Consider the following 26,050-nt stretch of genomic DNA (forward strand, 5'->3'; position numbering starts at 1 on the left):
ATCTTGCGCATCGCCAACAACCGTCAGCTTGAGGCACTCAGGCTGCGCGCTCCGCATGCTGTCTGCCCCCCCCAACCCCCTACGATCCCCGCAGTGGGGCCGCCTTTGTCGGTGGCTTAACCTTTGCGGCCCTCCGAAACGGGCACCTCCGCAAAACCGACGCGATACAGACGCAATACCGACGCTCCAAATCGGGTTAATTTTGCACTTTCTGCGCAAAACGGAACCCAACTCGACCATTGCGTCTTGGCACCCCTGCCAGTAGCCGTTAACAGGCTCTGTCAAAGAGGTCAGCCAAGATGAAGACACAAGATATGAATCGCGATTGGATTGCCACCGCCCGCACCCTGTCCCAGGCTCTGCCCTACCTTCAGCGCTACACCGGCGCGACGGTTGTGATTAAGCTCGGCGGTCACGCCATGGGCTCTGATGAGGCGATGGATGATTTTGCCCGAGACGTGGTGCTGATGCGTCAGGTCGGCATCAATCCCGTGATCGTGCACGGCGGCGGCCCAATGATCAATGCGATGCTGGAACGGCTTGAAATCAAATCGGAATTTGTGAATGGCAAACGCGTGACGGATGCCGCCACCGTCGAAGTGGTAGAGATGGTGCTTTCCGGTGTTGTGAACAAACGCATCGTCTCCGCGATCAACCGTCAGGGCGGCAAAGCGGTGGGTCTATCGGGCAAAGACGCCAACCTTATGATCTGCGATCAAACCAACGCCGACCTTGGCTTTGTTGGCACCCCGGCAGAAATGAACCCAACGATTCTGCACGAACTTTTCGCCAATGACACCATCCCGGTGATTGCCCCTCTGGGCGTTGGTCGCAATGGCGAAACCTTCAACGTGAACGGCGACACCGCCGCCGGCGCCATCGCCGGCGCCCTCGCCGCCGATCGCCTCCTCCTGCTGACCGACGTAGCTGGGGTGAAAAACGCAGAAGGCGAAGTGCTCACAGAGCTGAAAGCCCAGCAAATTCGGGACCTTGTCGCCAAAGGCGTGATCGCAGGCGGGATGATCCCCAAAACCGAAACTGCGCTGGATGCCATCGCACGCGGCGTCCGTGCTGCGGTCATTCTAGACGGTCGTGCGCCCAATGCATGCCTTCTCGAACTCTTCACAGAGCACGGCGCGGGCTCCATCATCCGAGCGGACTGAACCTTTCAAAGGGCGCGCTGACCCGCGCCCCATTTCTTCGCTTGAGCCAAGCAATCAGCCTGTGCATGCTGATCAGGACCAAACGCCCTGCGCAACGCCGCGCAACGGCAGCAGAACCTGTGGTATTGTCATGCACAAGCTGAACACACCCCGCCAACACATCACAGCGCCATGAGCTACCGCGCCCTTGAAAAAGCCGCACGGAATGCGGGCCTGATCACAATGGGCGCCGCGCATATTCAAAGCCAGACAGGCGTTGCCGATGATCCTGCTACCGTGGTGCTTGTCGGCACTGGCGCGGACTTCTGGCCCATCTTCTCAACCTCAGAGGAAGGTCAGGATGGGCATCCCCACCCCGTCGATCGCTGGTCCAAGCGCATCGTCGGCGCGCTGGCAGATCAGTTTGATGCCACAACCGCTTATCCCTCAGATGGGCCGCCCTACCCGCCCTTCATTTCTTGGGCTCTGAAAACAAATCGCTTTTTCCTCAGCCCCGTGGGCATGATGGTGCATGACACAGTGGGATTGATGATTTCCATGCGCGGCGCGCTGCTGTTTGACACAGAAGTCGCCATCCCCACCGCCGATCTCGCCTCCCCATGCACAGCTTGCAAGGCCCCCTGTACCACCGTCTGCCCCGTGGGCGCACTCTCCGCTGGCGCCGCCTATAACGTTACTGCCTGCCACAGCCACCTTGACACCTCTGAGGGCCAAAGCTGCATGTCTCAAGGCTGCCACGCCCGCCGCGCCTGCCCTATCTCCGCAGGAGCCTGTCGCACAGATGCGCAATCGGCCCTCCATATGAAAGCATTCCACCCATGCGCCACACCTTGATCCTGATGCGCCACGCCAAATCAAGTTGGGGTGAATTCAATCAACCCGACCACGCACGCCCCCTGAACAAGCGCGGCCGCGCGTCGGCGCATGCCCTTGGCAAATGGTTGGCCCAAAAGCACTTATTTCCAGATGAGGTTTTCTGCTCAAGCTCAGAACGCACCCGCGAAACGTTGGATCGGCTGACACTGCCAAGCATCGCAAAGGTCAGCCATCTAGATTCTCTTTACCTCGCCTCCGCCGACACAATGCTGCATCACCTCCGCGAAGCTGAGCCGCCGACGATACTCATGATCGGCCACAACCCCGGCATCGCGCATTTTGCCGAACAGCTTGCCACGCAAACGCCAGATCACCCAAGGTTTCAAGACTACCCCACAGCGGCCACAACCATTTTTCACTTTGACCTAAACCACTGGAAAGACGCTCAATACGGAGCCGGGCAAGTTGTCGACTTCGTCATTCCTCGCGAGCTTATGGCGCGGGATACCGACCTCTAGCAAAAGAAAAAGGCGGGGATGACCCCGCCTTTTCGAATTCATGCCGCTCAGAACTCAGTGGCCCAAAATCTGGCTCAGGAACAGCTGAGTCCGCTCGCTCTTCGGGTTGTTGAAGAACTCTTCCGGCTCGTTTTGCTCCACGATCTGACCTTGGTCCATGAAGATCACACGGTTCGCCACCTGACGGGCAAAGCCCATCTCGTGGGTCACACAAAGCATTGTCATGCCTTCTTCCGCGAGCTCGATCATGGTGTCGAGCACCTCTTTGATCATCTCAGGGTCAAGCGCAGATGTTGGTTCGTCAAACAACATGATGCGCGGCTTCATGCAGAGCGAGCGGGCAATTGCCACACGCTGCTGCTGACCACCGGACAGCTGGCCCGGATACTTCAGCGCCTGATCCGGAATCTTCACCTTCTCAAGGAAGTGCATCGCGATCTCTTCGGCTTCTTTCTTGGGTGTCTTGCGAACCCAGATTGGCGCCAGCGTGCAGTTCTCCAGAATGGTCAGATGCGGAAACAGGTTGAAGTGCTGGAAGCACATCCCCACTTCTGAGCGGATTTTGTCAATGTTTTTTAAGTCATTGGTCAGCTCAGTGCCATCGACAACAATATCGCCCGACTGGTGTTCTTCCAGACGGTTGATACAGCGGATCAGGGTTGATTTGCCGGAGCCCGAAGGCCCCGCAATCACAATCCGCTCGCCTTCATTGACGGTCAGGTTGATGTCTCTCAACACGTGGAAACTGCCGTACCACTTGTTCATGTTGGAGATTTGGATCGCAACCTGATCGCTCACATGCATCTTGGAGCGGTCGATCGCGCGGTCGGTCATAAGTTCAGACATAGGTGAACTCCTTATTTGTGCCCGGTTGCGAGACGACGCTCCAACCACTGTGAGTATTGTGAGATGCCGTAGCAGACGACAAAGAACAGGAAGGCCGCAAAGCCCAAGAGCTCCCAATAAACGCCGTTCCACTCTGTGGACGCGAGGACGGGTCCGCGGATCATGCCAACCAAGTCAAACATCGAAATCACGGAAACCAGCGTGGTGTCCTTGAACAGGCCCACCGCCACGTTCACGATACCTGGGATCGAGATTTTCAACGCTTGCGGAAGAATGATCAGACGCATCGCTTGCGGATAGTCCAAGCCAAGGCTGTCAGCAGCTTCATACTGCCCTTTGGGCAACGCAGCGAGACCACCACGGATCACCTCAGCAATATAGGCTGCCGAGAACATGGTGATCATGATCACCACACGCAGGAACAGGTCCACTGTGCTGTCTGGTGGGAAGAAATATGCCAGCATCACAGATGCCACAAAGAGCAACGTGATGAGAGGCACGCCCCGCACAAACTCAATAAAGACCACACAGATGCCTTTGATCAACGGCATGTCCGACTGACGCCCCAATGCGAGGGCAATGCCCAGCGGAATCGACAGCGACACACAGGTGACACCCAGCATCAGGTTCAACATAAAGCCACCCAGATCGCGGCTCGGCACCGCGGGCAGCAAGGCGTTCTCAGACGCGCCTTCGGGGATCAACGCCCCACCAATAGCCCAGACAACGAAGGCTGCCAGAATGCCGCCAAAGAAACCGACGGCAAAAGTCGACTTGCCAAACTTCTGGAACACGATACCGCCAGCAGCCACACCCAGAAATGCCACGATAGGCGCCATGATGGTGCCGCCCCAGATTAACCAAAAGGCAACGAAGGGATAAACGGCCGTGAACATCAGAAGCTTACGCGGCAGATCGAAGAATAGCACCGGTGCAATCGCCACCAGCAAAAGCACAAACGCGAGGTTTGGACGCCAGTATTCCTCAACCGGATATTTGAAACCATAGATCAACTGGTTCCAACGCTCTGTCAGCACGGAGAAACAAGCACCCGTTTTGCCCTGCAACACTTCGCGACACTCCGCGAGAGACGAAGTTGTCCAGACACCGTTGAAAATCCACGGCAAAATGGCTGCCAGCACCAGATAGATCACGTAGAGAGACAAAATGGTCAATATGCCGTTTGGAATGCTTGAAAACAGGTTCTCCCGCATCCATTTCACGACACCGGTTTCGCGCGCCGGGGGCGGGCTTTCCGGGATCACTTCAGTGGCGACAAAAGCGACAGAGTTGTTTTGAGTATCAGCCATAACTCAGCGCTCCTTCAGCTTCACAGAGGCGTTGTACACATTCATCGCCATGGAAATCAGCAACGATGCGGTGAGATAGAACAGCATCAGCAAAAGCACACATTCAATCGCACGCCCGGTTTGGTTCAGTGTGATCCCCCCAAGCGTCGCTGTGATATCCGCATAGCCAACGGCAATCGCCAGCGATGAGTTCTTGGTGATGTTGAGATACTGAGAAATTAGCGGCGGAATAATCACACGCAGCGCCTGAGGCAGCACCACAAGGTTCATCACTCGGTTCGGACGCAGACCAAGCGCCGAAGCTGCCTCTGTCTGACCTTTGGAGACAGCCTGAATACCTGCACGCACGTTTTCTGCTATGAAAGCGCCGGTGTAAATCGACAACGCAAACCAAAGCGCGATCAACGGCCCACCAATTTTAATGCCACCGGCGAAGTTGAACCCTTTCAGAGCAGGGACGTCGAATGTCAGCCCCATCAGGAACATCAGCGCCGCGAACGGCACAAACCATATCGCAAGCACTGTCCACAGCGTGTTTGGCCGTTGACCGGTTAGCTCTTGCTTCGCGGTCGCAGCCGCATTGACCCGACGTGTCGCAAACCAAGAGCCTGCAAGAACGGCCAGCACCAACACCCAGTTCAGAGACGTCGCTGCAAAGAAACCGCTCTCAAACACAGGGCGCGGGATATAGATACCTCGGTTTGTGAAGGCGAAGAGATCAAACAACATGCTCGATGTGGCATTGTCTCCTCGGAAAGCACGTGGTCCCGGCAGTGCCGCCGTCATGATCGTGAAAATGATGATGATCCAGATCAGAACGGGAATGTTGCGGAAAATTTCAACGTAGAACGCCATCAGCTTTGAGACGAGCCAGTTGTTAGACAGACGCAATACGCCTGCAATGACACCAAAAACCGTAGCGGTGATGCATGCGAGGAACGCTACGAGCAAGGTATTCAGGATACCAACCAGCGCAGCGCGGGCATGAGTGGATTGGCTGTCATATTCAACCAGGCGCTGGTTGATGTCATATCCAGCAGGGTCGCCCAAGAATGTCAGTGAAATGTTCAGTCCGGCTGCGCGCAAGTTCTGAATAAGGTTGTTACCTAGATACCAGATCGCAAGGGCAAGCAAGACCGCGGCTATCGCCTGAAAGGTCAAAGAGCGATACCGGGTGTCGTTGATCAACATCGACAGCCGGAACGACTCCTTGGGGGGGTCGGTCAAAGTGGTCATATGGGATCTTCCCGTTCCTCGGCCGATTGTTTTTTTGGCGTCGCTATGCGCCGTGGCCGATTATTGTTGTTGGTCACATAATGTGAGAAGGGCGCGGAATTCCTCCCGCGCCCTCTTTGTATCAGATCTTAGCGGAAGGGCGGGGAGTAGATCAGGCCGCCGTCAGTCCACTGAGCGTTCAGGCCACGGGCCAGACCGATCGGAGTGGCTTCGCCGATGTTGCCTTCAAACAGCTCACCGTAGTTGCCGCCCGCCATAATGGCGTTCTTGGCCCAGTCAGCGCTCAGACCGAGCATTTCACCCAGAGTGCCTTCGGACCCCAGCAGACGGTTCACCTCAGGATTGTTGGTGCCTGCCGCCATCTCTGCGATGTTTGCGGAGGTCACGCCCAGCTCTTCTGCAGTGATCAGAGCGTTCAGGGACCAGCGTACCACGTCACCCCAGTTGTCGTCGCCGTGGCGAACCAGCGGGCCGAGAGGCTCTTTGGAAATGATTTCTGGCAGCAGAACGTGCGCAGATGGATCTTCAAAGGTCGCACGAGTCGCCGCGAGGCCGGATGCGTCGGTGGTGTACACGTCACATGCGCCAGCCAGATACTGCTGCTGTGCTTCAGCGTTTGTTTCGATTGGAACCGGCTCGTAGCTGATGTTGTTAGAGCGGAAGAAGTCCGCCAGGTTCAGCTCGGTGGTGGTGCCGGTCTGGATACAAACGGTTGCGCCGTCCAGTTCCTTCGCAGAGGACACGCCCAGCTCTTTCGGGACCATGAAGCCCTGACCGTCGTAGTAGTTCACACCTACAAAGGTGAACTTCAGGTCTACGTCACGGCTGAAAGTCCAGGTGGTGTTACGCGCCAGCATGTCGATCTCGCCGGACGCCAGAGCGGTGAAACGGGTTTTGCCGGTGGTTGGCACGAATTCAACCGCGGTTGGATCGCCCAGAACAGCGCCAGCAACCGCACGGCATACGCCGACGTCAAAGCCCTTCCACTCACCGTTTGCGTCTGGTGCAGCAAAGCCAACCAGACCAGTGGTAACGCCACAGTTCAGCTTGCCACGCGCTTTAACATCGTCAAGCGTGCCAGCAGCCGCAGCACCGGCCGCCAGGCCAGCGACAGTGAGCGCACCAAAAACTACGGATTTCTTCATTTTTACCTCTTCCTGTTTACCCACCCTTCGCAGGTGGTGTTGGCCATTCACGGCCTATAACGATGTGTTGAGACAACACCCCCCGCACATCTGCGGTCAGTGTGGTCGCATTCATCGCCAAACGTCAAGAGGCCCATCACGCATTACAATCAATGCTTGCGAGAATGTGAAAGCCGCTTCCAGCAAACCCTTGTCTGATTAGGAATTGCTCAGTTTATAAAACCGGTAAGCGTGTTTAAATGCTGCGAGTTTTTTTGCGGCATCGGCCACCGCTTCTTCGTCTTGGCCCCATTGTTCTTCCTGCCAAATCTCATCGATTCTGGAGAGTTCCCAAAGCGCTTCGATTTCGTGCAAATCATGCGTTGCGGCGAATCCGAGGATCAGAGATCCAGAGATGCCAACAAGATCGTGAAAGGCCGCAAGTTCAAAGTTGTCAAACCTGTGCACTTCTCTGGCCAAAGACGCCAGTGCAACAGGATCTTGCGCCTCAAACATCACGCCAGACACTGGCTTCAGCCGCGCACCAAAGGTCTCCGCAGCCCAATCCAGCAGCGGATCCCACTTGCGGGCCTGCCGATCAATCAATTCCTCTGGCGAGGTGGCGCGGTAACAGAGCAAATCGCTGCCGCCATACTCCGCCAACATATCGGCCACTTCCGCATGCTGGATTGCGACCTTGTCAATCGCAGCATTCGCAGAGCGGGTCACTGGCATGCTATTGGGATCAATCTCACCCTCCTGCGCCTCCCATTCGACTGCCATCGCCTGCGCCATAGCTTGGGTCGGCACCACAAGTGCCGCCTTTGCCGGTGTTTTGACGCCGCGCCCGTCCAAAAATACCCCGAAGCCACCGTCCACAGGCGCAACTGTTGTCTCTTTCCAGAACCGTTTCTTTGCCCATCCGCTCATGGCTGAAGTCCCCAAATCTGTTCCAAAGCGCCATCCAGCGCACCAAAATCATCAAGCATTGCCTGCGCAGCACCCAGACGCTTTGCGGGGTGATACCCCCACTTCACCGCTATGCCTGTGACACCGGCGGCGGCGGCCATTTCCATATCAAAGCTGGTGTCGCCGATCATCACCGTTTCGGCTGCCGTGGCACCGGTTTCCAGCATGGCTGTTTCGATCATGGAAGGGTGCGGTTTGGAAGGATGATCATCCGCCACTTGCGTTGTGACAAAATAGCCTTCCAGCCCATGGCCCGCGATCAGCTTGTCCAGGCCACGACGCGACTTCCCGGTGGCCACCCCCAACAGCACATCCTCACGTGCGCGCAGGCGTGTCAGGGCGTCAAAGGCACCGGGGTAGAAGGGAGATGACTGCGCCGCCCCCTGCGCTGCGCGCAATTGCATATAGGACTGCTTGTACCCATCGACCAAACGCGCACGCTGTGTCTGTTCCAGATCCGGCACCAGCTTAAACACCGCGACATCCAGAGACAGGCCAACGATGCCAAGGATCGATTCTCGCGTAGGCGCTTGCAGCCCCTCTTCTGCAAAGGCAGCGCGCATTGCCGCAAGAATAAGCCCCTGACTGTCAACCAGCGTGCCATCAACGTCAAAAATCACAAGTTTCAAACGCATCGACCTCCTGCGTTGTCATGCTGTTTCAACCCGGACCATTCAGCATGGTCAAGCACCCTCAACGCAGGCTTTCAAACGGGTCCTCTGCTGCCAGATCTTCGGACCATCCAAAGGTTTCCCAAGTGTGCATCATGTGCTCTGGAAGTTTGGCCGTCACAGTCACCTCTTTACGGGTGAGGGGATGCTCAAATGTCATACTCCGCGCATGCAAATGCAGCTTGTTGGAAATGATCCCGCCAAGCTTTGCCCCCCAGCCATCGCCAAGGTTTTCCTGACCAGAACCACCATATTTGCCGTCGCCAATGATCGGGTGGCCAATCTCTGCCATATGTGCCCGCAACTGATGCGTGCGCCCTGTGATCGGCTCCATCGCCACCCAAGCGGCGCGGCCTGCCACACGGTAAAGCGTGGCATATTGCGTGATCGCCCGTTTGGCCCCCGGTGTCCGCTCCACTTCACGCGGATGCACCGCGATCATTTTTTCACCTTCGCCGCGCGCACCATGCCCACCCGCTTTCACGAGTCCGTATTTGATCTCACCAAGGTACGGCGTCGGCACACCGGCAACGACAGCCCAATAGATCTTTCGGGTCTGCTTGTGGCGTATCGCCTCTGTCAATGCCTGCGCAACCTGCCGCGTCCGCGCCAGCAACAAAACGCCAGAAGTATCTTTGTCCAGACGGTGCACAAGGCGTGGCTTTTCCTCAAACCCAAACTTCAGCGCCTCTGCCAGACCATCCACATGGCGGGTCTGTTTGCTGCCGCCTTGCGTCGGCAAGCCCGGGGGTTTGTTCAGGGCAATGATCTGATCATCGCGATAGATCACACAGTTCTGGATCAGCTTTTCATCCGCCGCCGAGACACGTGACTTGGCAGGTGTCGCCGGTTTCTCACCCGGCGCAGGGAGCGGCGGGACGCGCACGGACTGACCTTCTTCGAGACGGGTGTTGGCCTTCACACGGCCACCATCGACGCGGATTTCGCCTTTGCGGCACATCTTCTCAATCTGGCCTTGCGCCACATGGGCGAACTTGCGCTTGAACCACCGATCAAGCCGCTGATCGCCTTCGCCTGCTTCCACAATTAGTGTCTGTACCCGGCTCATGCCAACAGCCCTCTCATCACAATCATCCCCAGCATCAGCGCGCCCACCGCGCCAATCACCGAAACCGTCACATATATGCCTGCGGCGCCATAGTCACCGCGCTCCATCAGGGTCACCGTTTCCAACGAAAACGCCGAAAACGTCGTGAAACCACCCAAGAAGCCCGTCATCACCAAAGGCGACAAATGAGTGAGCCCCCGATGCGCCGCCAACACCACAAAGGCCCCCATCAGGAAAGAGCCGATCACATTGACTGTGATAATCGCCACCGGAAAACCACTCCAAAGGCCCGGCCCGATCAGCCGCACAACGCTCAATCCAACAAGGTAACGCAGTGCGGCGCCAAGCGCGCCGCCAAAAGCCACATATGTCAGGTTTAAAATCATCCGGCGTCTCTCTGCGCTTCCGCGCCCAATGTCAAGAAAACAGGCCTTTCTCACGCCGCAAATGTGCCGGATAGAAGATTCGAAGTCCCCGAGGTGCCGCCCCTCACCCGCCGCGTTGACTGCGCAACTTGGCAAAGTAATCAAGCCGCCGTTTCAGCTCGCGCTCATATCCCCGCTCAACTGGTGCATAGAGTACAGGCCGTTTCAGGCCCTCCGGGAAGTAGTTCTGCCCGGAAAATCCATCTTCGGCGTCATGATCATATTGATACCCCGCGCCATAGCCCTGATCCGCCATCAAAGAGGTTGGTGCATTCAGAATATGCTTGGGGGGTGGCTCTGATCCGGTCTGTTTCGCAAGTGCACGCGCCGCTTTGTAGGCCGCATAGCCTGCGTTGGTCTTTGGCGCGAGCGCGAGATAGATCACCGCCTGCGCCAATGCGAGCTCGCCTTCCGGGCTGCCCAAACGTTCATAAGTTTCCCAGGCATTCAGGCAAACACCCTGTGCCTGCGGATCGGCCAGAGCGATGTCTTCGCACGCCATCCGCGTGATACGCCGTGCCAAAAAGCGTGGATCTTCGCCGCCTTCTAGCATGCGGGCAAACCAATACAGAGCTGCATCCGGATCTGACCCTCGCACCGATTTATGAAGCGCTGATATGAGGTTATAGTGCTCATCGCCGGATTTGTCGTATTTTGCAGCACGCCGCATCAGGCGTGTCGCCAAAGCCTCGCTGTCGAGCTTGCCCTTCACGGTCCACGCCGCCACCTGCTCAATCAGGTTGAGCAACGCACGCCCATCGCCATCCGCCATTTCCAAAAGCGCTTCGCGGGCGTGCCCATCCAGAGGCAAGGCTTTGCCCAGCTCTTGTTCGGCACGCTGGGCGAGACGCTCCAAATCCGCAAGACTCAGGCGCTCAAGCACCAAGACCTGCGACCGGCTCAAAAGCGCAGCGTTGAGTTCAAAGGATGGATTCTCGGTGGTCGCGCCCACCAGAAGGATGGTGCCATCCTCCATATGTGGCAGAAACCCATCCTGCTGCGCTTTGTTGAAGCGGTGGATCTCATCCACAAACAAGAGCGTCCCCTGCCCGTTCTGGCGACGGATCTTGGCCGCCTCAAAGACTTTCCGAAGCTCAGGCACTCCGGTAAAAATCGCGCTGATCTGCACAAAATGCAGATCCGTTTCATCCGCCAAAAGGCGTGCGATTGTGGTTTTGCCGACACCGGGCGGCCCCCAGAACACCAATGAGGACAAAGAGCCGGAGGAGAGCATCACGCCCAATGGCGCCTCAGCCCCCAGCACCTGTTCCTGCCCAATCACATCAGTCAGCGCACGCGGCCGCAACCGATCCGCCAAGGGGCGCGGTGCCTCGACCACAGATGCTGAAGAAATGGTCCCGGCAGGGGAGTCAAAGAGATCGGCCATGGGAGTTTTGTGCCTTTACAGTCGGAACCGCATCACCAGCCGCTGAGTGCCGCGCTGCACCTCTAGCGTAAGCCGATTGCGCGCAGCGCGCAAAGCCTTGTCCGCATCCGCCGTGGTTTCAATGACCTGCCCGTCAATCAAGCGCAATACATCTCCCGCATGCAGGCCAAGGCGCGCACCGATGTCTCCGGGGTTCTCAACAACCACACCCTCTGCACTCAGCGGCAGGCCGTAACTGCTCAGAATCGCTGGGTTGATGTTTGAAATCACAAGATCCGGAATGGCTGCCCGGCGCCCTGTGGTCAGTTGTTCACGAGACGGCTCCTCAGGCGCAATGGTCATCAGAACCATGCGTTCCTCTTCGCGCCCTTCACGCACCATCTCGACAGCAACTTCGCTGCCAAGCCCGGCCACAGACATGCGAAAAATCATTTCTGCAGGCGTGTTGACCGGCTGCCCATCGAGGGCAAGGATCACGTCGCCTGGCTCAAAGCCTGCATTCAGAAACGGGCTCACCGCGTGCATTTCAGTGATCACAATGCCGCCTGCGCGATCCAGCCCCAATCCTTCTGCCATATCGGCATCCACCGGCTGACCAAACATACCGGCCCACGGGCGCTGGAAACTTTCAAACCCCGTGCGCGCCTGGTCAACAAACTGCGCAACCAAACGTGCTGGAATGGCAAAGCCAATACCGTTGGAGCCACCGGAACGTGTGAGAATAGAGGTGTTGATCCCAATCAGGTCTCCGTTCACGTCAACCAACGCACCACCAGAATTGCCCGGGTTGATTGCCGCATCGGTCTGAATGAAATAGCCCCGCGCATTGCCGGTCGCCACGCCCGAGCGCGCAAGCCCTGACACAATGCCACTGGTGACAGTCTGTCCGACACCGAATGGGTTGCCAATCGCCATCACCAGCTCCCCGACATCCACACTGTCACTGTCGCGCAAGGTGAGAAACGGCAGCCCTTCCGCTTCTTTGAGCTTGAGAATCGCCAGATCACTTTCCTCATCAGCGAGCAAAACGTCGGCCGTGTATTCGCTACGGTCGTTCAGCTGCACGCGTATGTCGGTCGACATGCCCACAACGTGGTAATTGGACACCACAATGCCGTCTTCCGTCAGGATCACCCCCGATCCCAGCGAGTTCTCTACACGTGGCTGGGGTGTGCCAAAGTTGCGGAAAAACTGGTCAAAAAACGGATCCCCCGAGAACGGGCTTTGGCGCGCCTGCACCACGCGTTTGGCGAAGATATTCACAACAGCGGGGGCAGCCTGCTTCACCAAAGGTGCAAATCCGAAGGCGATGTCACTCTGCGTTTGCGGAATTTTCGTTTCGGCGACTGCGGTGGTTGAGAGACCAACTGCAAGCGCGATCAAAGCAGCGCGGATCATGCGTCTTCCTTTGTTTGTAATGTGCCCAAGATATGGCCAGCGCCTCTTGAAAATGCAAGGCCGGAAGGTCGCCGCATATGCGACGGCCTAAGCTCCCGAAAGTCCTCGGTCTTAAGGGCGAAAATCGCTTTGATATTGCCCAGTTGGTAGCCCCTGACCGGACACCAGCAAAGCACCAAGGCGCCCAACCTCATCTGCACATTTCGCCCCCGCACCGTTGCCGCCCATCAGGGCAAACACGCGCTCTGTTTGCGGATAGATCAACGGAGCCCCCTTTGGCGTGAAACAAGTCACACAGCTGCCGTGTGAGACGCTTTCAACCCGCAACCCCGGCATCAAATCTCTCAGCTGATCGGAAAGCAGCGCGGCAACCTCTGCATCCCCGCCGCTGCGGAACCACGCCTTCATGTCGTCAACAGTGTGAAGCTCATGATCCTCCGGATCTCCCCCAATTTTGAGGTAGGTTTTACCATCAGGATAGCGCACCGGTGGCAAAACATAGCTGTCGCGGTCCGTACCCGGCGGGACGTAGACAAAGGATGGCATATCCTGCAGCCGCTGTGCTTCTTCCGAGCCAAGCTCAAGGAAGGCAACTGTACGCGCATAGACCCGAAGCGGCACCGGGTCTGGCAGCAGGTCCGGTGCCTTGGAAAATGCGCCACAGGCCACCACAACTTTCTGCCCCGTGACTTCCATACCATCCGCGCAGTGAACGGTGACCACATCAGCCCTTTCGGAAATACGCAAAGCTTCGCTGCGTATCAGCTGCGCGCCACTTTGCGTTGCAAGCGCGATTTCTGCCAAAACGTGTTGGCGCGGATTGATCCAGCCGCCGCCATCCTCCTCATAGAGCGCCGAAGTCCCTTCCGGAAAAGACAAATAGGGAAACCTCTCTGCGAGGGTCCCGCCGGAGAAGGCCTGAAAGGCAAACCCTTCGCTCTGCGCCACCTCCAGCGTTTTGGTCATGAACGCCGATCCGAAACCGCTGGTCGCACCAACCATAAGCGCCCCAACGGGGGCATGAAATTTATGCCCGCTGCGCGCTTCCATATCAGCATAGCGCGCCATCGACGCCTGCGCCAAACGGGACCAATCCCGATCACTGGCCAACCGCCGCGTAATCCGCGCTTCGTCGTAGTGGCTGGAAAAAACACCCCTATGACCGGACGCATCCCTTGGCTCCTCAGGACCCACCAGAACGGTCGACAGCCCCATCTCGCTCAAATGGCGGGCGCAGGCACTGCCCCAAAGCCCAGCACCAACCACAATCACGTCCGCATCCATCGCGCCAGCCCTCCTGCGTGTTGCGACCGCAAGACGCGATCACATAGGTTGCGGGCACATTGCCCCGCAGCGACCCGGAACACCATCACATAAAGCGCAATTTTAGCCGCGCATTCGCACAAAAAAAGACCCCCACCAAAATGGCGGGGGTCCAGTCATTCGGTTGGTCCGAATGTGTATTATTCTTCGGCGGCTTCTTCAGCTGCCACGCGAGCCTTGTCGGCCGCGCCTTTTGCATCAACGTCACGATCCACGAATTCGATGATCGCCATCGGCGCCATGTCACCATAGCGGAAGCCGGCTTTCATGATGCGGATGTAACCACCTTTACGCTCTGCGTAGCGTGGGCCCAGAACGTCGAACAGTTTTGCAACATACTGATCTTCTTTCAGACGTGCAGCCGCCTGACGACGGGCGTGCAGGTCACCGCGCTTTGCAAGCGTGATCAGCTTTTCAACGATTGGACGCAGTTCTTTTGCCTTTGGCAGCGTGGTTTTGATCTGTTCGTGTTCGATCAAAGAACCCGCCATGTTGGCAAACAGAGCTTTACGGTGTTCGTGAGTACGGTTCAGGCGGCGATAGCCACGAGCATGACGCATTTTATTTCTCCTAATTCGCGTTTTGCTTTGTCAGACCAGTGATGCGTGTCACCGGTTCACCTTGGGGCCTTTGGCCCAGCTTTCCCCGGCAGGTCCGGGCATTTGTAAGACGGGCGGGGTCACCCCCGCCCAAAACCTTAGAAGTTGTCTTCGAACTTCTTGGCCAGATCTTCGATGTTGTCTGGTGGCCAGTCCTCGACGTCCATGCCGAGGTGCAGACCCATGCCGGACAGCACTTCTTTGATCTCGTTCAGAGACTTGCGGCCGAAGTTCGGTGTGCGCAGCATCTCTGCTTCGGTTTTCTGGATCAGATCGCCGATGTAAACGATGTTGTCGTTCTTCAGGCAGTTTGCCGAACGTACAGACAGTTCCAGTTCGTCTACTTTCTTCAGCAGAAGTGGGTTGAACTCCAGACCATCATCTTCTTCCTGACGGCCCGCAGATTCTGGCTCGTCAAAGTTCACAAAGATGGACAGCTGATCCTGCAGAATGCGCGCGGCATAGGCCACAGCATCTTCTGGAGTGATCGAACCGTCGGTGTCGATCTTCATGGTCAGCTTGTCATAGTCCAGAACCTGACCTTCGCGGGTTGGCTGAACGTCATAGGACACTTTTTTGACCGGGGAGTAGATCGCATCGATCGGCATCAGGCCGATTGGTGCGTCTTCCGGCTTGTTTTTGTCCGCAGACACATAGCCTTTGCCAGTGTTCACAGTCAGTTCCACGTAAAGGTCTGCACCATCGTCGAGGTGGCAGATCACGTGGTCTTTGTTCAGAACTTCGATGCCAGCGCTGTCGCTGATGTCGCCAGCCGTCACAACACCTGGGCCTTTTGCATTGATGGAAAGACGCTTAGGGCCTTCCACTTCCATGCGCAGGGACACGCCCTTCAGGTTCAGGATGATGTCGGTCACGTCTTCGCGCACACCGGCAACGCTGGAGAACTCATGCAGAACATTGTCGATCTGAACGCTGGTGATGGCCGCGCCTTGCAGGCTGCTCATCAGAACGCGACGCAGCGCGTTGCCCAGTGTCAGACCAAAACCACGCTCCAGCGGCTCTGCCACAACAGTGGCCTGGCGCGCAGGGTCGTTGCCCGGCTTCACTTCAAGCTGGGTTGGCTTGATCAATTCTGCCCAATTCTTGTGGATCATGCGTCCCTCCATTCTTGTCTGGCTCCCATGTTCCAAGAAGAACCAGACGCCCGAGGTTTAAAAATGACGAAATGGGGCCGTGTAAAACACGCGGCCCCAAAGTAGTGAGATATCGCTTAAACGCGGCGACGCTTTGGAGGGCGGCAGCCGTTGTGTGCGATCGGGGTTACATCACGGATAGAGGTGATGTTGAAACCGATAGCGGCCAGCGCGCGCAGTGCGGATTCACGGCCAGAACCTGGACCCTGAACTTCCACTTCCAGCGTCTTAACGCCGTGCTCTTGCGCTTTTTTGCCTGCATCTTCCGCAGCCATCTGAGCAGCATAAGGCGTAGACTTACGGGAGCCCTTGAAGCCCATGGTGCCAGCAGAGGACCAGGAAATCGCGTTGCCCTGAACGTCAGAGATCAGGATCTTGGTGTTGTTGAAAGAGCTGTTTACGTGCGCAACGCCGGAGGCGATGTTCTTACGCTCTTTTTTCTTCGTACGAGTCTTATCGCGTGCCATTGATCAAACCCTCCCTTACTTCTTCTTGCCGGCAATCGGCTTCGCAGGACCTTTGCGGGTACGTGCGTTGGTGTGGGTACGCTGACCGCGGACCGGGAGGTTACGACGGTGGCGCAGACCGCGGTAGCAGCCCAGGTCCATCAGACGCTTGATGTTCATCTGCACTTCACGACGCAGGTCACCTTCAACGGTGTAGGTCGCGTCGATGTGCTCGCGGATTGCCAGAACTTCTGCGTCAGACAGTTCGTTCACACGACGGGTCGCGTCGATGTTCACGGATTCGCAGATTTCTTTGGCGGATGCTGGACCAATGCCAGTGATATAAGTCAGGGCGATCGGGACCCGTTTGTGGGTCGGGATGTTAACGCCGGCGATACGTGCCACGTGTCACTTTCCTTTTCGTTGCGGTTCCGTGGTTCCAGAACCTTTTTTCACAACGTAAGCCCGACGCGGTCTGCGATCGGGCCTCAGCTGATCAGGTGATCTTGCGTATTGGGTGCGACCCAAAAGCAAAGAATTGATTCTCGGTTAAGAGATGAGGTGATGTAGGGGGGAAAGCGCAGGCCGTCAATAGGGGATCTGGCGAAAGACGCGGAGATCCGAACGTCCAGCTCTCAAAGCTTAGATCCTAGATCTGCATTGACTGCAAGGCCTGCCCCAAACGGCGCACAAGACCATCCTCTGTGCCGCCAATCAAAACATAGTCATACGCGCCATCAGACCAGACTGCGGAACTCAACCCTTCCAGTCGCATGGTGGCCAGTGCCTCCTCAGATACGGCCGCCTCTTCGCGGCGCATGATGCAGAGCGCCATCGGCACACCACTGGGTGTTGCAAAGGCCAGCTGGATCAAAGGACGCCCCTGAAAACTCAGCACCTGCCCGCGTTTGTATTCCACGTCTGGCAAAGCGGTCAGTTGCGCCAACTCTATGTCTTTGCCCACTGCCGCAGACACCCGCGCCAGCTCATTCTGCAACTGCTCTGGCGTCTGCTGAATATGATCCAATGTGGCATGGGTATAAAGCGCCTGATAAGCCGCCACATAGCCAACCCAGCCACTTCTTTCAGGCCCGGACGTCCAGTTCCCCAAGCCAAATCCGACAGCGAGAGCAACACAAGCCGCCATAGCCACGGCGGCCATAGGACGTTTCGCTGGCGCCCTGCCCCTCACAGGCAATGCACCCAGCACATCTCGTGACGGCTGCAACAGCTCAAAACTCTCCTGCAGCGCGGTCACATCAAACCGCAATGCTTCGAGCCTCTTGGCCAATGCAGGATCTTCCTGGACCGCAGCCTCAATCTGAGCCATTGGTACGAGCTCAGTTTCACCATCGAGATAGGCCACGAGCTCCTCATCTGAGAAACGTCTATCTTGCACGGCTCATTCCCCTCTGATCCCTGAATTTGCGCCCCAAACTGGCGCGTGCGGTGGCAAGGCGGCTCATCACTGTGGCCAGCGGAATATCAAGTATCTCCGCAGCGGCCTTATAAGAATAGCCCTCAACATACACCAGAACCACAGTCACACGCTGTGCCTCCGGCAGATCCAGCACCGATTTCAAAACCTCTTGGCGATCATAGTCCCGCTCTGGATCTTGCTTAGGGTCTGGAATTTCAGCGGCATCCACCATTGGCATGCCGCCACCTTTACGTACTTTTTCTTTGCGGATCTCACTGATCCAAAGGTTGTGAGTGATCCGAAACATCCACCGGTCCAAGTGGGTGCCGGGCTGGAACTTGCTGGCCTGCTCTATCGCCCGCAAACAGGCAGCTTGCGCCAGATCATCAGCCCCATCTCTGGATCCTGTGAGCGAAAACGCATAGCGCCAAATGCGGGGGAAGACCTTTGGCAAGCCTGCTGCCACCTCTTCTTCTGCGCTATATTTTCTCCAACGGCCCAGCATCAATCTCTCGCGCTCTGATCTCTCATTGATCTGCCAGTTCACTCTGCAAATAGGCCAAAAGGTCGTCAATCTGCTCAGGCTTTCTAAGACCCGCAAATGCCATTGTGGTTCCCGGCACCAGCGCTCTTGGCTTCGTCAGAAACTCTGTAAGCGTTGCCGCGTCCCAGACAATACCCGCCTGCTGCATCGGACCCGAATAGCGAAAGCCCTCCACAGACCCCGAGGTGGCGCCAAACACGCCATAGAGCGTCGGTCCAGCACGGTTGTCATCAGGCTTCAAGCTGTGACAGGACTGACATTTGCGAAAGACCTTTTTGCCAGCTTTCACATCCCCCTCTGAGGCTGCCGCCCCGGCCCATATCGTCAAAGCAACCGCTAAACACGTCAATTGGCGCATCTTTATCTCCTTGCTTGATGCACGGGGCCAAGGCCCCGCACGTCTGGCTCGCGCCGTTACTTCTCAAAAATCATCCGCACAGTCACAGGCGTCACACGGGTGATCCCCTCAAGGCTCGCAAGCTCTTTCAACTTATCGACACCCGCATCAATACCCAGATCATAGGTGGACAGCATGATCATATCCGATGTTGTGACCAAAACACGGTCTTCGCTCAGCCGGGCAACAAACAATTCCGCCTCAACATCTGCGCTCACCCCGACGAGGCTCAGCGCGCCCTCAAACTCCACAACCGTGGTTGCACCGACTTCCAGATCGTGCACCGCATCAAAATCCACAGAACCAGTCAGCTCAGCCCGCGCGTCCGCCGCCTTAAAAATATGCGTGATCATGCGCTCATTGCGAATGTCGATGTTGGTTTCCACAGAGCCAAGCTCGATAGATACCGCAACCTCACCTTTTTCGTTCACCGACCCAGACAGAGCAGCAAATGTATGAACTTCACCGAACTCATTGCTCTTGATCGACCCAAACGCAATTTGGCTGTCTTCATCAACGGTTTTCCAAGTCTCATGCCCGCCGGCTATCGCGGGGCCAGCAAATGCCAAAACAAGTGCAGTGGTTTTCAACAGTGTCTTCATCGGTTCCTCCAAGCCAGGCAAAATCGCCCATTCAGAAGATCAACGCGCCAGCTGGCAAAACTATTCAGAAAAAAATTCATCAAAAAACAAAAAAGCCCCCAGAAACCTGAGGGCTTTCTAGAAAGTCTGTGTTTTGCTTACCCAAGCACGCCTGCAACAGAGGCTTCCACCTCATCCATCGACGCAAGACCGTCGATAGAGGTGAGATTGCCCTTGGCATGGTAGTAGCCGATCAACGGTGACGTCTGTTTGTAATACGCCATCAAGCGCACTTTCAGACTTTCCTCATTGTCGTCTGCACGCGCTTCGCCGCCTGCAGCCACCGCTTCTTTTGCACGGTTGATGATGCGTTCAACAAGAACCTCATCGTTCACCTGCATCTCGATCACGGCATCCAGCTTTTCGCCGCAGTCTTCAAGCAAAGCCGCCAGAGCGTCTGCCTGCGCCAGCGTGCGTGGGAAGCCGTCAAAGATGAAGCCGCCCTTTTTGTCACCCTCGAGTTGTTCACGGATCAAGCCGATCACAATCTCATCCGTCACAAGCTCGCCACGGTCCATGACTTCTGCAACTTTTTTGCCCATCTCAGTGCCAGAGGTCTTTGCCGCACGCAGCATATCCCCTGTGGAGAGTTGGATCATGTCGCGGCTCTCAACGAGACGACTTGCTTGTGTCCCTTTCCCCGCACCTGGCGGGCCAAGCAAAATAATGTTCATCGACGAGCAGCTCCCTTACGTGCGCCGCGCTTTTTGCCTTTACCGCGCAGCTGCGATTTTTCGATCAGCCCTTCATACTGATGGGCCAGCAGATGGTTCTGTACCTGTTGGATGGTGTCCATGGTCACTGACACAACAATAAGAACAGACGTTCCGCCAAAATAGAATGGGATCGCAAACTGGCCACGCAGAATCTCAGGAAGGAGACAAACTGCCGCAAGGTAGGCTGAGCCAAGCACCAGAATACGGTTCACCACATACTCAAGATACTCTGCAGTACGCTTGCCTGGGCGAATACCCGGCACAAACCCGTTCTGGTTTTTCAGATTGTCAGCCACATCATCGGGCTTAAAGCTCACATTGAATGTGTAGAAATACGCAAAGAACACGATCATGGCGACAAAGAACAGCAGATACAGCGGCTGACCTGGGCCGAAGTAAGCAAGCAGTGTCGACATGATTGGGCCGGTCTGGCTGCCAGAGAAGGTCGAGATCGTCGTCGGCAACAGAAGCAGAGAGCTTGCAAAGATTGCCGGGATCACGCCTGCTGGGTTTACCTTGACTGGCAGGTGGCTGGAGCCACCGTCATAGACTTTCATGCCCACCTGACGGCGAGGGTATTGAATGTGGATCTTGCGCAGCGCACGCTCCATGAAGACCACGAAGGCAATGGTTGCAATCACCATCACTATGACGCCCACAATCACAGCTTCGCTGATTGCGCCTGTACGGCCAGACACGAAGAACTGCGCCAGTGCGGCTGGGAGCTCGGCCACAATACCGACAAAGATGATCAAGGATATGCCGTTGCCGATACCGCGTGCGGTGATCTGCTCACCCAGCCACATCAGGAACATGGTGCCACCAACCAGTGTGATCAAGCAGCTGAAGCGGAAGAACATACCCGGATCGGTCACAAGATCCCCTGCCTCAAGGCTCACCGCAAGACCATAAGCCTGCAATGTGGCAAGGAACACCGTGCCGTAGCGGGTGTATTGGTTCATCTTTTTGCGGCCCTGCTCACCCTCTTTCTTGAGTTGCTCAAGCGCGGGCACCATCGAACCCAAGAGCTGGACGATGATCGAGGCCGAAATATAAGGCATGATGCCCAGAGCAAAGATCCCCATACGGCCCAATGCACCGCCGGTGAACATGGACAGGATACCACCAATCCCTGCGCCTGCGCTCTCCATGAATTCACGAAGCGCCACACCATCAATGCCCGGAACCGGGATCCAGGTGCCAAGACGATACACAATCAACAATGCCAGAGTGAACAGGATGCGATTGCGCAGATCGGTCGCTTTGGTCAGCGCGGCCCAGCTTGTGTTGGCCGCCATTTGCTCTGCTGCAGATACCATTTAGGATCTCTCTTAGACTAGAAACGCCGCCAGAACCGTTTCCCGGTTTGGCGGCGTTGGAAAACTTGTCAGATTATGTAAGCGGGTCCGTCCCCGCTCACAACCTCTTATTCAGCCGCTGGCGCGGTTTTGACAGTCAGAGAGCCACCTGCTTTTGCAACAGCGTCAACAGCTGCCTTGGAAGCGCCGGTCACTTCGATGTTCAGCTTGGCGGTGACTTCGCCTTTTGCCAGAACACGGATGCCGTCAAGCTTACGACGGACCAGACCGGATTCGATCAGCGCGTCTTCGGTAATCGCTGCGGATGCGTCCAGTTTCTTGGAGTCGACGAATTTCTGGATCAGGCCCAGGTTTACAACAGCAAATGCCTTGCGGTTTGGCTTGTTGAAGCCACGCTTAGGCAGACGCTGGTACAATGGCATCTGGCCACCTTCGTAGCCGTTGATCGCCACACCCGAACGGGATTTCTGACCTTTGATACCACGGCCACCCATTTTACCTTTACCGGAACCGGGGCCACGGCCAACGCGCATGCGTTTCTTAGTTGCGCCAGGATTGTCGCGCAGTTCGTGCAGTTTCATATCGCTTCTCCTTGCCGGAACTGACCCACGAAGCGTATCGGGCCAAACTCGGCTTTTCTTGATTTTGATTCTGTGGCGCACAGAACGTCACCGGGCGCGTATAGACCCTTGATGCGCAGTTTGCAATGTCCAACCACATCATAGAAGTACATGCCCTGCCGCGGTTGTCACACGCGCCATTGTGGCGTGCCTGCGCTCCAAAGACGCATCTCAAAACCCTATCAATGGCGCCGCACTTCCAATAGCAACGGCCTGTCGAGATCTCAGGAGCGGCAGGACATGTCCTATCCGGAAATATATGTTTTGCGGCACGGTGAAACCGAGTGGAACGTAACGGGCAAATTTCAGGGCCGGCAGGACTCCCCGCTCACAGCGCGAGGGCGCCAGCACGCACAGCGTCAGCGCGAGCTGTTGCAAACACTGACAACGCGGCCTCTGACCGCGTTTTGTAGCCCGCAGGAGCGCGCACGTCACACCGCGCAATTGGCGTTAGGCGGCAGTATGAAACCTGTGTTTGATGATCGCTTGAAGGAAATAGACTTTGGGGACTGGGAAGGCAAAACGCGCCTTGAAATCAAGACCCTGATCGATTGCCCTTTTGAAAGTCACCAATGGTATTTTCATAGCCCAAAGGGCGAATCCTACGCAGACATCTCAAAACGCGTCAAAGCGTTCCTGAACGACCTGGTCCAACCTGCTGTCATCGTCACCCATGGTGTCACGTCCATTGTGTTGCGCGGCCTCTACTTAGGCCTGTCCAAAGACGCCCTACTCCAGCTTCCGAAAGAACAGGGCTGTATCTACCATCTCTCAGATGGTCAGGAGCGGGTTCTCAGGTAAACGCTTCTAAACGCTTCAAACCAAAACGCCCTCAACGGATGTGAGGGCGGTACGGTCGAATTCTCGTGCAGACTTAGCCGTAAACGTGCTTGGTCGCCAGCTCTTCAATGTCATAGCGACTGATGCCGATGTCTGCGAGGTCGCGATCCGTCATCTCAGAAAGTTCGCGTACGGTTGTATTGTATTTCGCCCGCAACGCGCGTGCTTCCTTGAACGCTTCCAGTGCAGCTTCGATACGCGCAACCAAGGAAGATCCAGTGGAAAGAGTGATGTTTGCATTCGCCATTGTCGTGGCTCCTTTTGATCTATGCCGAAACGTATTTTCCGGCGGGCTGTTTTGTTTCTTTCTGTTGTGCCCTTGATATAGAACGCCCCGTTATCGCTAACAATTGACGGTTTGAACTGCCCGCTATGCGCCAGAGGCATGCCGCCTTAACAAAGCTCTAAAACGACAAAAGCCCCGGACATGCATCCGAGGCTAAGTCACAGGGAAGATACTTTAGATCAGAGTGCTTGAGCACCCTGACGCGCCACGCGCTCAATGTCGCCGCGGCTCAGGCCCACATCAGCCAACTCGCGAACTGTCAGCTTGTTCAGCTCTTTCACGGTCTTCCTATAAGAAGACGCGCGTTTCTGATTCAGGCGCCATGTTTCAACCATGCGGGCGAAACGGCCAACGAAATCAACGGCTTCAATGTGCAGAGAGGGTGCATGTTGCATGGGATTAATCCTTAAAACTGCCGGTGCGCCACTTCGGCCAATGCGCGTTACATCTCAGTACGCGTTCACATAATGCCTTCTTTTTCATCGAGGTAGGGGGAGTACAGCATCTCCGTTATGCAGTTTATGCATGACCACAGTCATAATCTCTTAACACACGTAAAAACGCCCCAAGCGTGAACCCGGGGCGTTTTCAAACTTTAAGATCAAAAAGAGCTTAGTCGCGCTCTTCGATGATTTCCACCATGTGGGAAACCTTACGGATCATGCCGCGCACGGAAGGTGTGTCTTCCAGCTCACGTGTGCGGTTCATCTTGTTCAGACCCAGACCGATCAGCGTGGCACGCTGGTCTTGAGGGCGACGGATCGGCGAACCGACCTGCTTTACAACGATGGTTTTTGCCATGTCTCGTTACTCCTTACGCGTCTGCGGCTTCGGCAGGTGCTTCATCCTTGCGCAGGATATCAGCAACTTTCTTGCCACGACGTGCCGCAACCTGACGAGGGCTGGCTTCTTTTTTCAGCCCGTCGATGGTGGCGCGGATCATGTTGTATGGGTTCTGCGAACCAATGGATTTCGAAACAACGTCTTTGACGCCGAGCATTTCGAAAACGGCACGCATTGGACCACCGGCGATGATACCAGTACCTTCAGGTGCGGTACGCATAACCACTTTACCGGCGCCGTGACGGCCTTCCATGTCGTGGTGCAGAGTACGACCTTCGCGCAGAGGCACGCGGATCATTTGACGCTTGGCTTGCTCGGTGGCTTTGCGGATGGCCTCAGGGACCTCTTTCGCTTTACCTTTGCCGAAGCCAACGCGGCCTTTTTGATCGCCCACAACTACCAGAGCAGCGAAGCCAAAGTTCTTACCGCCTTTGGTGGTTTTGGACACGCGGTTGATCGCTACGAGACGATCTGCGAATTCCGGGGTTTCTTCTTCGCGGTTGCGACCGCGGCCCCGACGATTTTCACGTTCTGCCATTTGGCATTCCTTTATCTACTGGCGCGAGGCGCCTGTTACTTCCGATCCCAGTGAACCCTGACGCAAGCGCCAGACCTCCCGGATCATCGGGGGGACGTTGCCGTCCCCCACAAGTGCTTATACTTTCAGGCCACCTTCACGCGCAGCTACGGCCAGAGCCTTCACTTTGCCGTGGAAGAGACGACCGCCGCGATCGAAATAAGCTTCGGTCACGCCAGCTTTGACAGCACGCTCTGCAATCGCCGCGCCCACTTTGGTGGCTGCTTCGATGTTGTTTTTGCCAACCACGCCCAGATCTTTTTCCAGGGAGGAGGCCGCTGCCACGGTCACGCCAGCACGATCGTCGATCAGCTGAACGCTGATGTTCTTGTTGCTGCGGTGAACGGACAGGCGCAGTTTGCTGTCGCCATTGACCTTGCGAAGTTTGTTCCGGACGCGCAGGCGGCGCTTTAGGAACAGTTCCCGTTTGCTGTTTGCCATCTGTCTGGTCCTTACTTCTTCTTACCTTCCTTACGGAAGATATACTCGTCTTTGTACTTGATACCCTTGCCTTTGTAAGGCTCAGGCTTACGCCATTCGCGGATGTTCGCCGCAACTTGGCCAACCAGTTGGCTGTCAGTACCTTCAACGATGATTTCAGTCGGCTTCGGCGCAGTCACGGTGATGCCTGCTGGAACCTCGAAGTTCACCTCGTGGGAGAGACCGAGCGACAGTTTCAGGGTGTTGCCCTGCATCTGCGCACGATAACCAACACCGTTGATTTCGAGTTCTTTTTTGAAGCCAGTGGTCACACCGGTCACCATGTTGGCAACCATAGTGCGGGACATGCCCCACTGCTGGCGAGCACGCTTGGATTTGCCGCGAGGAGTTACCGAAACGGCGTTCTCTTCAACTTCAATCGTCACGTCATCGGTCGCAGTGAAAGACTGAGTGTCCTTCGGACCTTTGATTTCGATGGTCTGGCCGGAGACAGAGGCAGTAACGCCGCTGGGCAGCTCGACCGGTTTTTTACCAATACGAGACATTCTCAGCTCTCCTTAGAAGACCGTGCAGAGCACTTCGCCGCCAACATTGTTGGAGCGTGCGCTTGCGTCAGACATCACACCTTTGGAGGTGGAGACAATCGACACACCCAGGCCCTGACGGACGGTTGGGATGTCATTGACATTCATGTAAACGCGACGACCAGGCTTGGAGACCCGCTTCAGTTCGCGAATGACAGGAGTGCCTTCGTAGTACTTCAGGCTGATTTCGAACGCCGGGTGGCCGTTCTCTTCAATTGCCTCATAGCCGCGGATGTAGCCTTCGTTAGTCAGCACATCCAGAACCCAGCCACGCAACTTGGACGCCGGGGTGGAAACCACGGACTTGCCACGCATCTGGCCGTTGCGGATACGGGTCAGCATATCACCGATAGGATCGTTCATATCGT

Annotated in this window: 33 protein-coding genes; 4 read left to right on the forward strand and 29 right to left on the reverse strand. The window is 56.3% G+C overall.

The window, feature by feature from the left end:
• Nucleotides 1-299: 299 nt before the first annotated feature.
• The 3 genes from argB (at nt 300) to J7413_RS04385 (ending at nt 2,497) form a co-directional block, all read left to right on the forward strand.
• Complete coding sequence (gene argB / locus J7413_RS04375; protein WP_209096760.1) at nt 300-1,163, forward strand: acetylglutamate kinase; 864 nt, start codon at nt 300-302, stop codon at nt 1,161-1,163.
• A gap of 171 nt (nt 1,164-1,334) precedes the next feature.
• The gene (locus J7413_RS04380) at nt 1,335-1,997 is read left to right on the forward strand and encodes a ferredoxin (RefSeq protein ID WP_209096761.1); all 663 of its coding nucleotides are present in this window, start codon (nt 1,335-1,337) and stop codon (nt 1,995-1,997) included.
• The gene (locus J7413_RS04385; protein WP_209096762.1) at nt 1,982-2,497 is read left to right on the forward strand and encodes a histidine phosphatase family protein; all 516 of its coding nucleotides are present in this window, start codon (nt 1,982-1,984) and stop codon (nt 2,495-2,497) included. The genes J7413_RS04380 and J7413_RS04385 overlap by 16 nt, the downstream gene beginning before the upstream one ends.
• A 54-nt stretch (nt 2,498-2,551) precedes the next feature.
• Here the strand turns inward: J7413_RS04385 and J7413_RS04390 are convergent, their stop codons facing one another.
• The 22 genes from J7413_RS04390 to rplO form a co-directional block, all read right to left on the reverse strand.
• Nucleotides 2,552-3,343, reverse strand: a complete 792-nt coding sequence (locus J7413_RS04390; protein ID WP_280636497.1) for an amino acid ABC transporter ATP-binding protein — start codon at nt 3,341-3,343, stop codon at nt 2,552-2,554.
• Between the two features lie 11 nt (nt 3,344-3,354).
• Nucleotides 3,355-4,653, reverse strand: a complete 1,299-nt coding sequence (locus J7413_RS04395; protein ID WP_209096763.1) for an amino acid ABC transporter permease — start codon at nt 4,651-4,653, stop codon at nt 3,355-3,357.
• A 3-nt stretch (nt 4,654-4,656) separates the two neighbouring features.
• Nucleotides 4,657-5,889 carry an ABC transporter permease subunit gene (locus tag J7413_RS04400; RefSeq protein ID WP_209096764.1) on the reverse strand — a complete coding sequence of 411 codons (1,233 nt, stop codon included), beginning with the start codon at nt 5,887-5,889 and terminating at the stop codon, nt 4,657-4,659.
• A 128-nt stretch (nt 5,890-6,017) separates the two neighbouring features.
• Nucleotides 6,018-7,034 (reverse strand): amino acid ABC transporter substrate-binding protein, encoded by a 1,017-nt coding sequence (locus tag J7413_RS04405; RefSeq protein WP_209096765.1) that lies wholly within the window; start codon nt 7,032-7,034, stop codon nt 6,018-6,020.
• A gap of 198 nt (nt 7,035-7,232) precedes the next feature.
• Nucleotides 7,233-7,943: an ATP12 family protein gene (locus tag J7413_RS04410; protein WP_209096766.1), complete on the reverse strand. Its 711-nt coding sequence runs from the start codon at nt 7,941-7,943 to the stop codon at nt 7,233-7,235.
• Nucleotides 7,940-8,617 carry an HAD-IA family hydrolase gene (locus J7413_RS04415; protein ID WP_209096767.1) on the reverse strand — a complete coding sequence of 226 codons (678 nt, stop codon included), beginning with the start codon at nt 8,615-8,617 and terminating at the stop codon, nt 7,940-7,942. Before J7413_RS04415 ends, J7413_RS04410 begins: the two co-directional genes overlap by 4 nt.
• Nucleotides 8,618-8,675: 58 nt before the next feature.
• Nucleotides 8,676-9,722, reverse strand: coding sequence for an RluA family pseudouridine synthase (locus tag J7413_RS04420; RefSeq protein ID WP_209096768.1), 1,047 nt, complete (start codon nt 9,720-9,722; stop codon nt 8,676-8,678).
• Nucleotides 9,719-10,108: a fluoride efflux transporter CrcB gene (gene crcB / locus J7413_RS04425; protein WP_209096769.1), complete on the reverse strand. Its 390-nt coding sequence runs from the start codon at nt 10,106-10,108 to the stop codon at nt 9,719-9,721. Before crcB ends, J7413_RS04420 begins: the two co-directional genes overlap by 4 nt.
• A 103-nt stretch (nt 10,109-10,211) precedes the next feature.
• Nucleotides 10,212-11,534 (reverse strand): replication-associated recombination protein A, encoded by a 1,323-nt coding sequence (locus J7413_RS04430; protein ID WP_209096770.1) that lies wholly within the window; start codon nt 11,532-11,534, stop codon nt 10,212-10,214.
• A gap of 15 nt (nt 11,535-11,549) precedes the next feature.
• The gene (locus tag J7413_RS04435) at nt 11,550-12,932 is read right to left on the reverse strand and encodes a trypsin-like peptidase domain-containing protein (RefSeq protein ID WP_209096771.1); all 1,383 of its coding nucleotides are present in this window, start codon (nt 12,930-12,932) and stop codon (nt 11,550-11,552) included.
• 111 nt (nt 12,933-13,043) lie between these two features.
• A complete protein-coding gene (locus J7413_RS04440) occupies nt 13,044-14,216 on the reverse strand; it encodes an FAD-dependent oxidoreductase (protein WP_209096772.1) in 1,173 nt (390 codons plus the stop codon).
• A gap of 179 nt (nt 14,217-14,395) precedes the next feature.
• The gene (gene rplQ, locus J7413_RS04445; RefSeq protein WP_209064880.1) at nt 14,396-14,815 is read right to left on the reverse strand and encodes a 50S ribosomal protein L17; all 420 of its coding nucleotides are present in this window, start codon (nt 14,813-14,815) and stop codon (nt 14,396-14,398) included.
• A 137-nt stretch (nt 14,816-14,952) separates the two neighbouring features.
• A complete protein-coding gene (locus J7413_RS04450) occupies nt 14,953-15,969 on the reverse strand; it encodes a DNA-directed RNA polymerase subunit alpha (protein ID WP_209078491.1) in 1,017 nt (338 codons plus the stop codon).
• 116 nt (nt 15,970-16,085) lie between these two features.
• Entirely contained in the window at nt 16,086-16,475 is a 390-nt protein-coding gene (rpsK, locus tag J7413_RS04455) for a 30S ribosomal protein S11 (protein ID WP_209064875.1), read from the reverse strand.
• Nucleotides 16,476-16,490: 15 nt separating this feature from the next.
• A complete protein-coding gene (gene rpsM, locus J7413_RS04460) occupies nt 16,491-16,859 on the reverse strand; it encodes a 30S ribosomal protein S13 (RefSeq protein WP_209096773.1) in 369 nt (122 codons plus the stop codon).
• Between the two features lie 244 nt (nt 16,860-17,103).
• Nucleotides 17,104-17,853 (reverse strand): hypothetical protein, encoded by a 750-nt coding sequence (locus J7413_RS04465; RefSeq protein WP_209096774.1) that lies wholly within the window; start codon nt 17,851-17,853, stop codon nt 17,104-17,106.
• Complete coding sequence (locus tag J7413_RS04470) at nt 17,843-18,379, reverse strand: RNA polymerase sigma factor (protein ID WP_209096775.1); 537 nt, start codon at nt 18,377-18,379, stop codon at nt 17,843-17,845. The genes J7413_RS04465 and J7413_RS04470 overlap by 11 nt, the downstream gene beginning before the upstream one ends.
• A gap of 22 nt (nt 18,380-18,401) precedes the next feature.
• Entirely contained in the window at nt 18,402-18,776 is a 375-nt protein-coding gene (locus tag J7413_RS04475) for a cytochrome c family protein (protein ID WP_209096776.1), read from the reverse strand.
• A 56-nt stretch (nt 18,777-18,832) separates the two neighbouring features.
• Nucleotides 18,833-19,417 carry a YceI family protein gene (locus J7413_RS04480; protein ID WP_209096777.1) on the reverse strand — a complete coding sequence of 195 codons (585 nt, stop codon included), beginning with the start codon at nt 19,415-19,417 and terminating at the stop codon, nt 18,833-18,835.
• A 137-nt stretch (nt 19,418-19,554) separates the two neighbouring features.
• Nucleotides 19,555-20,130, reverse strand: a complete 576-nt coding sequence (locus J7413_RS04485) for an adenylate kinase (protein WP_209096778.1) — start codon at nt 20,128-20,130, stop codon at nt 19,555-19,557.
• The gene (gene secY / locus J7413_RS04490; protein ID WP_209096779.1) at nt 20,127-21,491 is read right to left on the reverse strand and encodes a preprotein translocase subunit SecY; all 1,365 of its coding nucleotides are present in this window, start codon (nt 21,489-21,491) and stop codon (nt 20,127-20,129) included. Before secY ends, J7413_RS04485 begins: the two co-directional genes overlap by 4 nt.
• A gap of 107 nt (nt 21,492-21,598) precedes the next feature.
• Nucleotides 21,599-22,072 (reverse strand): 50S ribosomal protein L15, encoded by a 474-nt coding sequence (gene rplO, locus J7413_RS04495; RefSeq protein ID WP_209096780.1) that lies wholly within the window; start codon nt 22,070-22,072, stop codon nt 21,599-21,601.
• A gap of 279 nt (nt 22,073-22,351) precedes the next feature.
• Here rplO and J7413_RS04500 point away from each other — a divergent pair, with 279 nt between their 5' ends.
• A complete protein-coding gene (locus J7413_RS04500; protein ID WP_209096781.1) occupies nt 22,352-22,912 on the forward strand; it encodes a histidine phosphatase family protein in 561 nt (186 codons plus the stop codon).
• Nucleotides 22,913-22,985: 73 nt separating this feature from the next.
• Here the strand turns inward: J7413_RS04500 and J7413_RS04505 are convergent, their stop codons facing one another.
• The 7 genes from J7413_RS04505 to rpsH all read right to left on the reverse strand — a co-directional run bounded on the left by J7413_RS04505 (nt 22,986) and on the right by rpsH (nt 26,045).
• Nucleotides 22,986-23,198 (reverse strand): DUF1127 domain-containing protein, encoded by a 213-nt coding sequence (locus tag J7413_RS04505; protein WP_209096782.1) that lies wholly within the window; start codon nt 23,196-23,198, stop codon nt 22,986-22,988.
• 218 nt (nt 23,199-23,416) lie between these two features.
• Nucleotides 23,417-23,632: a DUF1127 domain-containing protein gene (locus J7413_RS04510; RefSeq protein WP_247743339.1), complete on the reverse strand. Its 216-nt coding sequence runs from the start codon at nt 23,630-23,632 to the stop codon at nt 23,417-23,419.
• Between the two features lie 217 nt (nt 23,633-23,849).
• Nucleotides 23,850-24,038: a 50S ribosomal protein L30 gene (gene rpmD / locus J7413_RS04515; RefSeq protein ID WP_209064855.1), complete on the reverse strand. Its 189-nt coding sequence runs from the start codon at nt 24,036-24,038 to the stop codon at nt 23,850-23,852.
• A gap of 13 nt (nt 24,039-24,051) precedes the next feature.
• Nucleotides 24,052-24,618, reverse strand: coding sequence for a 30S ribosomal protein S5 (gene rpsE / locus J7413_RS04520; RefSeq protein ID WP_209064853.1), 567 nt, complete (start codon nt 24,616-24,618; stop codon nt 24,052-24,054).
• A 117-nt stretch (nt 24,619-24,735) separates the two neighbouring features.
• Nucleotides 24,736-25,098 (reverse strand): 50S ribosomal protein L18, encoded by a 363-nt coding sequence (gene rplR, locus J7413_RS04525; protein WP_209096783.1) that lies wholly within the window; start codon nt 25,096-25,098, stop codon nt 24,736-24,738.
• An 11-nt stretch (nt 25,099-25,109) separates the two neighbouring features.
• Complete coding sequence (rplF, locus tag J7413_RS04530) at nt 25,110-25,643, reverse strand: 50S ribosomal protein L6 (RefSeq protein ID WP_209096784.1); 534 nt, start codon at nt 25,641-25,643, stop codon at nt 25,110-25,112.
• Nucleotides 25,644-25,655: 12 nt separating this feature from the next.
• Entirely contained in the window at nt 25,656-26,045 is a 390-nt protein-coding gene (rpsH, locus tag J7413_RS04535) for a 30S ribosomal protein S8 (RefSeq protein ID WP_209096785.1), read from the reverse strand.
• Nucleotides 26,046-26,050: the final 5 nt, after the last annotated feature.

It is taken from the genome of Shimia sp. R10_1 (assembly GCF_017744095.1).
Classification (GTDB): domain Bacteria; phylum Pseudomonadota; class Alphaproteobacteria; order Rhodobacterales; family Rhodobacteraceae; genus Shimia.

What these genes read in the sequence shown, in the direction of transcription:
- argB (WP_209096760.1), top strand. Translation starts at nt 300, where the DNA reads ATGAAGACACAAGATATGAATCGCGATTGGATTGCCACCGCCCGCACC.
- J7413_RS04380 (WP_209096761.1), top strand. Translation starts at nt 1,335, where the DNA reads ATGAGCTACCGCGCCCTTGAAAAAGCCGCACGGAATGCGGGCCTGATC.
- J7413_RS04385 (WP_209096762.1), top strand. Translation starts at nt 1,982, where the DNA reads ATGCGCCACACCTTGATCCTGATGCGCCACGCCAAATCAAGTTGGGGT.
- J7413_RS04390 (WP_280636497.1), bottom strand. Translation starts at nt 3,343, where the DNA reads ATGTCTGAACTTATGACCGACCGCGCGATCGACCGCTCCAAGATGCAT.
- J7413_RS04395 (WP_209096763.1), bottom strand. Translation starts at nt 4,653, where the DNA reads ATGGCTGATACTCAAAACAACTCTGTCGCTTTTGTCGCCACTGAAGTG.
- J7413_RS04400 (WP_209096764.1), bottom strand. Translation starts at nt 5,889, where the DNA reads ATGACCACTTTGACCGACCCCCCCAAGGAGTCGTTCCGGCTGTCGATG.
- J7413_RS04405 (WP_209096765.1), bottom strand. Translation starts at nt 7,034, where the DNA reads ATGAAGAAATCCGTAGTTTTTGGTGCGCTCACTGTCGCTGGCCTGGCG.
- J7413_RS04410 (WP_209096766.1), bottom strand. Translation starts at nt 7,943, where the DNA reads ATGAGCGGATGGGCAAAGAAACGGTTCTGGAAAGAGACAACAGTTGCG.
- J7413_RS04415 (WP_209096767.1), bottom strand. Translation starts at nt 8,617, where the DNA reads ATGCGTTTGAAACTTGTGATTTTTGACGTTGATGGCACGCTGGTTGAC.
- J7413_RS04420 (WP_209096768.1), bottom strand. Translation starts at nt 9,722, where the DNA reads ATGAGCCGGGTACAGACACTAATTGTGGAAGCAGGCGAAGGCGATCAG.
- crcB (WP_209096769.1), bottom strand. Translation starts at nt 10,108, where the DNA reads ATGATTTTAAACCTGACATATGTGGCTTTTGGCGGCGCGCTTGGCGCC.
- J7413_RS04430 (WP_209096770.1), bottom strand. Translation starts at nt 11,534, where the DNA reads ATGGCCGATCTCTTTGACTCCCCTGCCGGGACCATTTCTTCAGCATCT.
- J7413_RS04435 (WP_209096771.1), bottom strand. Translation starts at nt 12,932, where the DNA reads ATGATCCGCGCTGCTTTGATCGCGCTTGCAGTTGGTCTCTCAACCACC.
- J7413_RS04440 (WP_209096772.1), bottom strand. Translation starts at nt 14,216, where the DNA reads ATGGATGCGGACGTGATTGTGGTTGGTGCTGGGCTTTGGGGCAGTGCC.
- rplQ (WP_209064880.1), bottom strand. Translation starts at nt 14,815, where the DNA reads ATGCGTCATGCTCGTGGCTATCGCCGCCTGAACCGTACTCACGAACAC.
- J7413_RS04450 (WP_209078491.1), bottom strand. Translation starts at nt 15,969, where the DNA reads ATGATCCACAAGAATTGGGCAGAATTGATCAAGCCAACCCAGCTTGAA.
- rpsK (WP_209064875.1), bottom strand. Translation starts at nt 16,475, where the DNA reads ATGGCACGCGATAAGACTCGTACGAAGAAAAAAGAGCGTAAGAACATC.
- J7413_RS04470 (WP_209096775.1), bottom strand. Translation starts at nt 18,379, where the DNA reads ATGCTGGGCCGTTGGAGAAAATATAGCGCAGAAGAAGAGGTGGCAGCA.
- J7413_RS04475 (WP_209096776.1), bottom strand. Translation starts at nt 18,776, where the DNA reads ATGCGCCAATTGACGTGTTTAGCGGTTGCTTTGACGATATGGGCCGGG.
- J7413_RS04480 (WP_209096777.1), bottom strand. Translation starts at nt 19,417, where the DNA reads ATGAAGACACTGTTGAAAACCACTGCACTTGTTTTGGCATTTGCTGGC.
- J7413_RS04485 (WP_209096778.1), bottom strand. Translation starts at nt 20,130, where the DNA reads ATGAACATTATTTTGCTTGGCCCGCCAGGTGCGGGGAAAGGGACACAA.
- secY (WP_209096779.1), bottom strand. Translation starts at nt 21,491, where the DNA reads ATGGTATCTGCAGCAGAGCAAATGGCGGCCAACACAAGCTGGGCCGCG.
- rplO (WP_209096780.1), bottom strand. Translation starts at nt 22,072, where the DNA reads ATGAAACTGCACGAACTGCGCGACAATCCTGGCGCAACTAAGAAACGC.
- J7413_RS04500 (WP_209096781.1), top strand. Translation starts at nt 22,352, where the DNA reads ATGTCCTATCCGGAAATATATGTTTTGCGGCACGGTGAAACCGAGTGG.
- J7413_RS04505 (WP_209096782.1), bottom strand. Translation starts at nt 23,198, where the DNA reads ATGGCGAATGCAAACATCACTCTTTCCACTGGATCTTCCTTGGTTGCG.
- J7413_RS04510 (WP_247743339.1), bottom strand. Translation starts at nt 23,632, where the DNA reads ATGCAACATGCACCCTCTCTGCACATTGAAGCCGTTGATTTCGTTGGC.
- rpmD (WP_209064855.1), bottom strand. Translation starts at nt 24,038, where the DNA reads ATGGCAAAAACCATCGTTGTAAAGCAGGTCGGTTCGCCGATCCGTCGC.
- rpsE (WP_209064853.1), bottom strand. Translation starts at nt 24,618, where the DNA reads ATGGCAGAACGTGAAAATCGTCGGGGCCGCGGTCGCAACCGCGAAGAA.
- rplR (WP_209096783.1), bottom strand. Translation starts at nt 25,098, where the DNA reads ATGGCAAACAGCAAACGGGAACTGTTCCTAAAGCGCCGCCTGCGCGTC.
- rplF (WP_209096784.1), bottom strand. Translation starts at nt 25,643, where the DNA reads ATGTCTCGTATTGGTAAAAAACCGGTCGAGCTGCCCAGCGGCGTTACT.
- rpsH (WP_209096785.1), bottom strand. Translation starts at nt 26,045, where the DNA reads ATGAACGATCCTATCGGTGATATGCTGACCCGTATCCGCAACGGCCAG.